A 9004-nucleotide genomic window follows, 5' to 3' on the forward strand; every position below is an offset into this window, starting at 1 on the left:
CAGAAAGGAAGAGAGCTCAGAATTATTTCCGCTCTGAGTGAAGATGGAAGATTTTTTTATACCGAATTAAACGGATTTGATATAATTATTAATTATTAATTATTAATTATTAATTGTTGAGTCTCTTCCTTCTTTAAGAAGATGGTATTAAACGTTTTCTCATAGACTCTGCGCGTCTTTTAGCAGTATCATTTTTGGGGTCACATTTTAGTGCTGACTCATAAGCTTCTAAAGCTTGAGCAGTTAATTTTTTCTTCTCATAAGCATGGCCTAAATTATTATAAACAGTCACATAATTAGGGTCTATTTTTAATGCTTCTTTATATTGCCTAATAGCAATATCGTATTGATCTTTAGCAAAGTAGGAAAAACCAAGAGCATTATAAATTTTAGCAAAACTTTCTGAACTTTCTGAGCTTTTTAATTTCACAGCTTTTTGTAACAATTCAGTTGCTTGAGAATACAATTTTTTTTCTAAAAATATACTGCCAAGCTGATAATATTCATCTATTGTTCCCTGTTCTTTTGTCAGTTTACTTTTCAAATTAGAAAGCTGAATTTCAGTTTTCCTTGTCTTAGTAATCTGGCGAATGACAAATATACCTGCCACAGACAATAATATTAGTAGTATTAATAGGTATAAAACTGGTAGAGTGCTATCCATAATTAATATTAATTTTTATTAGTAATAAGAGCGGAAGTCAAAAGTCAAAAGTCAAAAGTCAAAAGTATTGATTTGTAATTGTTTTAGGATTTTGTATAGGAGTGGAGTAGGAAGTAGGAAGTAGCTACCATCAAAATTCCCGGTTTCCAACTCCCTAAATCTTCTAGTTGATATTATCCTTTAGCTTGACTTGCTAATTCAACTACTTTAGCAAAAGTTTCAGGCTCTAAAACTGCTAATTGGGCTAACATCTTACGGTTAATGACAATATTAGCTTTTTTCATATTACCTATCAGTTGACTATAACTCATGCCCTGTTGACGAGCTGCAGCATTTATCCGAGTAATCCATAAACGACGGAAGTCCCGTTTGCGTTTACGGCGATCGCGATAAGCATTGCGTAACGCCTGCATGACTCGCTGATTAGCAACTTTAAATAGTTTAGACTGTCTACCTCTAAATCCTTTAGCTAATTTAAGAATTTTGTTACGGCGTTTACGAGCAACATTACCTCTTTTTACCCTGGTCATAATTTTTCCCCTAAAGTTTTACAAATATGGAAGCATTAAACGTACATTTTCTTCATTAGTCTCATGGACAAGAGCCATTTTAGACAGACGACTCTTACGAGTGGAGCTTTTATGTTGCAACAGATGACTCTTAAAAGCTTTACGACGCATGATTTTTCCACTGCCCGTGACTTTAAAGCGTCTAGCTGCTGCCTTGCGAGTTTTTAGTTTTGGCATGAATTTGCAGTAATTTTAGACACAATATTTAATTATAGCACAAAAATTTGTTAAAATCAAAGACTTATTTTATTTAGATATGTCCAGAAAAGATAGAATAGGGAACAGGGAATAGGGAACAGGGAACAGGGAACAGGGAACAGGGATAAATAATTGATGATTTATATTTATATAACCCACATTCCGCACTTCAAGAGCGTATCATTAAAAGTAGTATATAAATCCATAGCTTTGTAAGTATTTATACTATACAAATCATCTCAATTACTTTTTTCGTCGATCAAATAATGAAGTAAAAAATTTACGCATAAATACTTACTCGATCGTGTACTCGATCGCGGCAGCTATGATTTTCTTCTCAAATTCTGTCTCCAGTATAGCTGTCTCCTGACTCCTCCTTCGGTTGCTACATTTTGTGGTGCGGAATGTGAGATATAAGACTTAACTTTTTTTCTTGCTCTTAAGCTTCCTGCCTCTTCCTTCTTCCCACTTCCCTACCTTTGCTATACAATACCTTAGATTTGGACTTCAAGTTTGACGTAAAAACAACCTTATGATAAAAAAAATCAGACTAGAAAACTTTGCCTTCATTGATGAGCAAAGTTTTCTAATCAAAATTACCTTCAGAGTGCTAAATGTTTAGTCTTCCTAGCAAAATTGAGGCAATTTTATACCTCAAGGGACAACCCCTCTCTATTTCTGAAATTGCTGAAATTGCCAAGTGTGAGCGTGGCCAAGTTAAAGATGCTTTAATCGAATTAATGTCTGAATATGCCCACCGACATACTGCCTTAGAAGTTGTAGAAACTGAAAAAGGCTACAGTCTTCAACTCAAAGCAACTTTTGCTGAGTTAATAGAATCTTTGATTCAACCAGAGTTAGGAGTAGGTGCTCTGAGAACTTTAGCAGCGATCGCTCTTAAAGGAGGTATTAGTCAATCAGAATTAGTAGATATTCGTGGTTCAGGAGTTTATCAGCACGTTCCAGAACTTGTTACCTTGGGGTTTATTCGTAAACGTCGCCAAAAAGAATCTCGTTCTTATTGGTTACAAGTCACAGATAAATTTCATCAGTATTTCCAACTAGATCAACTTCCTCAACAATTATCACTTGACCTTAGTTCTTTATCTCATGATGAAGAGGAATAAGTATTTGGAAATGGGGAGTAGGGGAGTAAGGGAGTAGGGGAGTAGGGGAGTAGGGGAGATGGAAGTAATTATAGAATTATCAACATAATCGGTCGTAATGACGGAAGTAGGTTAAGGTGTGTAATATTAAATCCGTTTGATTGGACATAAAAAAATTATCAGCGTTGGTGATTTGAGGTATGATATTATATTCGGATAAGAGCGTGATTCCTTTTTCTTCTTCTTTCTTCCCTCCTGACTCCTTTGTGTAAACCCAAGAGTTGAATATCTGGAAATTTAAGTTTTTTTCTTGCTCTTAAGCCTTTCTCCTTCTTCCCTCTTCCTTCTTCCTTACCTTACCGCTCTCTGATATCCAAAGCACGTTGTTGAAAAAGTTCAGCTTCTCTATACTTTCCTTGCTCATAATGGAGTTCTGCTAAATTCTTCAGACTGTGTGCAACATGAGGATGGTCTGCACCAAAGGTTTTCTCATTGATAGTCAAAGCACGTTCCAACAATAGTTCAGCTTCTGCGTACCTTCCTTGCTCAGAGTAGAGTTGTGCCAAATTGTACAGACTGTGTACAATATGAGGGTGGTCTGTACCAAAAGCTTTCTCATTGATAGTCAAAACACGCTGCAAAATAGGTTCCGCTTTTGTATATTTCCCTTGGGAATAGTAGAGTGCTGCCAAGCTATTGAGGCTATCTTCGATACCGGGATGGTCTGTACCCAAAGCTTTCTCATGGATAGCCAAAGCACTATGCAATAGTGGTTCTGCATCTTTGTACCCTTTTTGAGAGTAGAATTCTGCCAATTTTTTGAGATTTTTCCCCTCACCAGGTCTATGACGTGGTCGGCGTCGGCGATCGCCTCGTCTATGAGACCTGGGTGGCGGAGGTTGCTTATCAGGTAGTGACAGTGGCCAGAGGCTGAGAGCATCATCAGATATATAATCTGGTGGGCGTCGGCGATCGCCTCGTTTACGAGACCTTGGTGGTCGAGGTTTGCGATCGTCTCGTTCATCAAACCTAGGTGGTGGTTGTCGGCGATCGCCTCGTTCATCAAACCTAGGTGGTGGTTTGCGATCGTCTCGTTCATCAAACCTGGGTGGTGGTGGTTGCTGATCGCCTCGTCCATCAAACCTGGGTGGCGGTTTGCGATCGCCTCGTTCATCAAACCTAGGTGGTGGTGGTTGCCGATCGGTGAGGGGAAGTTGACTTTGCATCAAGCGATCGGAGTCATTTAAATCAAGCTTTTGTTGTCGCCATCCCAAAGCAAGTAAACTAATCACTCCTCCCCAAATTAAACTAGGAAAAACGAAACGCATCCACATTTTTTTAGGAGTCTGTTTATCCTGATTTTTTGCTAAAATTGCCAACTGTTCCTCAATCCAATTTAGATTAAAAATTGTCCGATAAATTTTGTTAAAAACAACTAATCTATCTTGTTTTTTTATGACTATTCCTGACAAACGTAGTACCATTTGTATTCGACTTTCATCAGTTTTAATTCCTCCTCCTAGTAGAATTTTTCTATATAGTCTCAGTAACTCAGGCGTGAGTAGATTTTGACTAAGTAAATGATGACGAATATATGTTAAATGAGTGGGATAATCTTTTTCCTGCCAATATGTCAAAATATGTTCTTCTACTAACTTATCAATATCCGGCTCAGTGCTATCTGTATGATCGACAATAATTTGACAAAGTTTCTGAGTTAAAAATGGTTGACCTCCAGTCCAATCAAAAACTCGCTGTAAAACAATTTCCGGCTCTTCTACTATTCCTATTAATCCCTGAGTTAAGTTTTTTCCTTCTTGAAAATTTAATGCTGTTAATTCAATCGGATGACCAATATTAAAAGGAGTATGTCTCCCATCTCTAATTAAATCTTCTGGAGTTGCTACTCCAAAAAAACAAAAAATCAGCCGATGATAATCACATTTTTCATCCTCAGCTCGGCGATTATAACAAGAGCGAACAAAAGCTAAAAATTCATTTTTAAAGGGTAAATTTACCAGTAAATCAATTTCATCCAGAAAAATATAAATTTTTTCAGTGGCAAAATTAACAAATAAAATCTCTTCAATAAACCTAGCCAAACGCTGGATATTTGTAAAACTTTGATAACTTTCAATCCAGCTTTGATAATCAATGCTATAAGCCAAACCAAATCCTCGAAATAGTTCTTCTAAAAAACCATCATACCAAGATTGTTTTTGAATAGAAAAATCACCTAATCTACTCATATCTATTGCCGCACATTTACAACCTTGAGACCGTAATTTTTTCATCACTTTTACTCGCAAACTAGATTTACCCATTTGACGAGCATTAAACACATAACAATATTCTCCACTTTGGAGTTTTTCATATAATTCTGCATCTTGTTTTCTCATTACATAAGTGGGGTCATTAGCTGATAAACCCCCACCACTTAATTTATAACTAACCATAATTTTTTAAAGTCGTTTTACTATCAAAAAGTCACTTACCGAATTATTAATAATTAATAATTAATAATTAAATAATTAAGGTTTAAAGCCTCCCCTTTTAAGGGGAAAAAAAAGAAATAATATCTCCTTATATTCAATCAAGAGCGGTTTTAACCAGAGGTAATTATCAATTATCAATTATCCATTATCCATTAATGAAAGCACTTTTGAGGATGGTGAGGTACAGTTGAAGATTAATCTCTATCTTTGCAGTTCAGGCTTCTAGCCTGTAACAAGCAGGATACTTGAACTGCCAAAAGGCTTCTAGCCTGTAACAAGCAGGATGCTTGTGTTACCAAAATTACTAAATAAAATTTTGTACCTCACTAATATCATGTCCGGATAATTAGTGATAAAAAAACTTTCTCCTTCAACTCCAGTTCTTCTTCTTTCTTCCCTCTTTCCTCCTGACTCCTGACTCCTGACTCCTGACTCCTCCGTAGTTATTTATTTATCACTGTTCAACCGGACATGATATAACTCCGAAATTGCTGTAATTGGAAATTGCATGGCTAAGAATTTAGGCCAAAAGACTATAATACTTTAGACTATAATACTTTTTCCGAGTAAAAAATTTACGCATAAATACTTGCTATACATGATTACTCAATCACGGCAGCTATGATTTTGTTCTAAAATTCTGTCTCCTGTCTCCTTCTTTTATGCTACATTTTGTCGTGCGAAATGTAGGTTTAAAATAGATCCCAAATGGGTTCTATATGGTGGTTATCAAAATAATATGGGTCGCGCAACCCTGCCTTTTAAAGTGCAATATTTTTGGAGAGTTGCTCAAATCCCCGTTACAAAAATAACTTCTGACTTCTGACTTCGTTAAATCTCCTCAATGGATTGATATTCTATGAAGTTTAAGTCATTCGTATCAACTTGAGTATTTTCGAGAATAGCTATAATTTCACCATTGAAAACAATATTTGTTATATTTTCCCCAATATTGGGAACAAACTCTAGTTCTTCAGCACTAAAGCTAACTAAAGCTAAAGTATCCTCATTACTAAAGTCAGTTATGGTATTAACTCCTTCAAAAGCAGTTAAGACAAAGCGATCGCCATCTTCACCACCACTGAGAGTATTATTACCCTGACCACCATAAAGTAGGTCGTCACCCTGGCCACCATTTAGTAAGTCATTGCCTTCCCCACCGATAAGGGTATCTTCTCCTTTGTCACCATTGATGCTATCGTTGCCTATTCCTCCGTAGACAATATCATCACCCTTACCACCATTGATGCTATCGTTTCCTGTACCTCCTGATACTGTGTCATTACCTTGGTTGCCATTGAGGTAGTCATCTCCTTCACCACCGTAGAGTTGGTCATTTCCATTACTATCTTGGCTGGCATCACTACTACCACCATAGATGCTATCGTCTCCTTTATCTCCCATCAAAATGTCATCATCGTTTTCTCCAAATATAGAATCATTACCTTTACCTGCATAGACAGTATCTTCGTTTTTCCCACCGTAGACAATATCTTCGCCTTGAGTCGCATTAATTAAATCTTCTTGGCGTCCACCAAAGATTAGATCGTTATCATTATCATTAGTGGGAGTATCGATCTGACTTGCTTGAAGTAGATCTACACTATATATACCACCAACAATAACATCACTACCATCCATACCCATGAGGCGATCGCTGCCTTCATTACCGTAGATGGCATCAGTATTTTCGGTACCGATGTAATTGTCTGACTCTGGAGTTCCTATAAAGGTATTCGTTTCTGGGATTATACTGATGACAGCGTTGAAATCTACTATTGGTGGTATTGCTTCGGCAGGTATCAAAAGAGTTGTTTCTTCTGGGACTAAAACCGAAATTGGCTGTAGTTCAAGAATGGGATCTGAGTCAGAAATAATTTCTGGTTCTGATACTAAGGTTGGTTCCGAAGTTGGTTCTGGAGTTGGTTCCGGCGTTGGTTCCGGAGTTGGTTCTGGAGTTGGTTCGGGCGTTGGTTCCGGCGTTGGTTCCGAAGTTGGTTCTGGAGTTGGTTCCGGCGTTGGTTCCGGCGTTGGTTCCGGCGTTGGTTCCGAAGTTGGTTCTGGAGTTGGTTCCGGCGTTTGTTCCGGAGTTGGTTCCGAAGTTGGTTCCGGCGTTTGTTCTGGAGTTGGTTCCGGCGTTTGTTCCGGAGTTGGTTCCGAAGTAGGCTCTGGAGTAGGCTCTGGAGTAAGCTCTGGAGTTGGTTCCGGAGTAGGCTCGGGCGTTGGTTCCGGCGTTGGTTCCGGCGTTGGTTCCGGAGTAGGCTCTGGAGTAGGCTCTGGAGTAAGCTCTGGAGTTGGTTCCGGAGTAGGCTCGGGCGTTGGTTCCGGAGTTGGTTCCGGCGTTGGTTCCGGAGTAGGCTCTGGCGTAGGCTCCGGAGTTGGTTCCGGCGTTGATTCCGAAGTAGGCTCTGGAGTTGGTTCCGGCGTTGATTCCGAAGTAGGCTCTGGAGTTGGTTCCGGCCTTGGTTCCGGCGTTTGTTCTGGAGTTGGTTCCGGCCTTGGTTCCGGCGTTTGTTCCGGCGTTGGTTCCGGAGTAGGCTCTGGTGCTGGTTCCGGTGTTGGTTCTGGCGTTGGTTCCGCAGTAGGCTCTGGAGTTGGTTCTGGAGTTGGTTCCGCAGTAGGCTCGGGAGTTGGTTCCGCAGTAGGCTCTGGAGTTGGTTCTGGAGTTGGTTCCGCAGTAGGCTCGGGAGTTGGTTCTGCAGTAGGCTCTGGAGTTGGTTCTGGAGTTGGTTCCGCAGTAGGCTCGGGAGTTGGTTCCGCAGTAGGCTCTGGAGTTGGTTCCGCAGTAGGCTCGGGAGTAGGCCCTGGCGTTGGTTCTGGAGTTGGTTCCGGAGTTGGTTCCGGAGTAGGCCCTGGAGTTGGCTCTGGAGTAGCTTCCGGAGTTGGTTCCGGAGTAGGCCCTGGCGTTGGCTCTGGCGTTGGTTCCGGAGTTGGTTCCGGAGTAGGCCCTGGCGTTGGCTCTGGCGTTGGCTCTGGCGTTGGCTCTGGAGTTGGTTCTGGCGTTGGTTCTGGAGTTGGTTCTGGCGTTGGTTCTGGAGTTGGTTCCGGAGTTGGTTCCGGAGTAGGCCCTGGCGTTGGCTCTGGCGTTGGTTCCGGAGTTGGTTCTGGCATTGGTTCCGGAGTTGGTTCCGGAGTAGGCCCTGGAGTAGGCCCTGGAGTAGGCTCTGAAGTTGGTTCCGGAGTTGGTTCTGGAGTTGGTTCTGGCGTTGGTTCTGGAGTTGGTTCCGGAGTAGGCTCTGGAGTTGGTTCCGGAGTTGGTTCCGGAGTAGGCCCTGGAGTAGGCCCTGGAGTAGGCTCTGAAGTTGGTTCCGGAGTTGGTTCTGGCGTTGGTTCTGGCGTTGGCTCTGGCGTTGGTTCTGGAGTTGGTTCTGGCGTTGGTTCTGGAGTAGGCTCTGGAGTTGGTTCTGGCGTTGGCTCTGGCGTTGGTTCTGGCGTTGGCTCTGGCGTTGGTTCTGGCGTTGGCTCTGGCGTTGGTTCTGGAGTTGGTTCTGGAGTCGGTTCCGGAGTAAGCCCTGGAGTTGGTTCCGGAGTAAGCCCTGGAGTTGGTTCCGGCGTTGGTTCCGGAGTAGGCTCTGGAGTAGGTTCCGGAGTTGGTTCTGGCGTTGGTTCCGGAGTAGGCTCTGGAGTAGGTTCCGGAGTTGGTTCTGGCGTTGGTTCCGGAGTAGGCTCTGGAGTAGGCTCTGGAGTAGGCTCTAGAGTAGGCTCTGGAGTTGGTTCTGGGGTTGGCTCTGGAGTTGGTTCTGGAGTAGGCTCTGGAGTAGGTTCCGGAGTTGGTTCTGGCGTTGGCTCGGGCGTTGGTTCTAGCGTTGGCTCTGGAGTAGGCTCTGGAGTTGGTTCTGGCGTTGGCTCGGGCGTTGGCTCGGGCGTTGGTTCTGGAGCAGGTTCTGGAGTTGGCTCGGGCGTTGGTTCTGGAGTTGGTTCTGGAGTTGGTTCCGGAGTAGGCTCTGGAGTTGGTTCCGGAGTTGGTTCTGG

The 9004-nt window shown here is 41.9% G+C and carries 6 protein-coding genes; 1 reads left to right on the plus strand and 5 read right to left on the minus strand.

All coding sequences use genetic code 11. The features are described 5' to 3' along the window. Positions 1–133 precede the first annotated feature (133 nt). From F6K54_RS09980 to rpmI, 3 genes are all read right to left on the minus strand, one after another. Positions 134–664, minus strand: coding sequence for a tetratricopeptide repeat protein (locus F6K54_RS09980; RefSeq protein ID WP_293077002.1), 531 nt, complete (start codon positions 662–664; stop codon positions 134–136). Between the two features lie 173 nt (positions 665–837). After that, complete coding sequence (gene rplT, locus F6K54_RS09985) at positions 838–1194, minus strand: 50S ribosomal protein L20 (RefSeq protein ID WP_293077004.1); 357 nt, start codon at positions 1192–1194, stop codon at positions 838–840. Positions 1195–1212: 18 nt separating this feature from the next. Further along, on the minus strand, positions 1213–1410 hold the full coding sequence (gene rpmI, locus F6K54_RS09990; protein WP_293077006.1) for a 50S ribosomal protein L35: 198 nt from the start codon (positions 1408–1410) through the stop codon (positions 1213–1215). 635 nt (positions 1411–2045) lie between these two features. Here rpmI and scpB point away from each other — a divergent pair. Then, the gene (gene scpB, locus F6K54_RS09995) at positions 2046–2558 is read left to right on the plus strand and encodes an SMC-Scp complex subunit ScpB (protein ID WP_293077008.1); all 513 of its coding nucleotides are present in this window, start codon (positions 2046–2048) and stop codon (positions 2556–2558) included. Between the two features lie 335 nt (positions 2559–2893). On the opposite strand, the gene F6K54_RS10000 is transcribed toward scpB, so the two are convergent. Both F6K54_RS10000 and F6K54_RS10005 read right to left on the minus strand, forming a co-directional pair. Then, complete coding sequence (locus F6K54_RS10000; protein ID WP_293077010.1) at positions 2894–4993, minus strand: tetratricopeptide repeat protein; 2100 nt, start codon at positions 4991–4993, stop codon at positions 2894–2896. 870 nt (positions 4994–5863) lie between these two features. Beyond that, positions 5864–9004, minus strand: a 3141-nt coding sequence (locus F6K54_RS10005) for a calcium-binding protein (RefSeq protein ID WP_293077012.1), incomplete at its 5' end; no start/stop codon positions are given.

It is taken from the genome of Okeania sp. SIO3B5 (genome assembly GCF_010692555.1).
GTDB lineage: Bacteria > Cyanobacteriota > Cyanobacteriia > Cyanobacteriales > Microcoleaceae > Okeania.

Bases quoted from the DNA above. Each gene is read 5' to 3' on its own strand.
- F6K54_RS09980 (WP_293077002.1), bottom strand. From the start codon at position 664: ATGGATAGCACTCTACCAGTTTTATACCTATTAATACTACTAATATTA.
- rplT (WP_293077004.1), bottom strand. From the start codon at position 1,194: ATGACCAGGGTAAAAAGAGGTAATGTTGCTCGTAAACGCCGTAACAAA.
- rpmI (WP_293077006.1), bottom strand. From the start codon at position 1,410: ATGCCAAAACTAAAAACTCGCAAGGCAGCAGCTAGACGCTTTAAAGTC.
- scpB (WP_293077008.1), top strand. From the start codon at position 2,046: ATGTTTAGTCTTCCTAGCAAAATTGAGGCAATTTTATACCTCAAGGGA.
- F6K54_RS10000 (WP_293077010.1), bottom strand. From the start codon at position 4,993: ATGGTTAGTTATAAATTAAGTGGTGGGGGTTTATCAGCTAATGACCCC.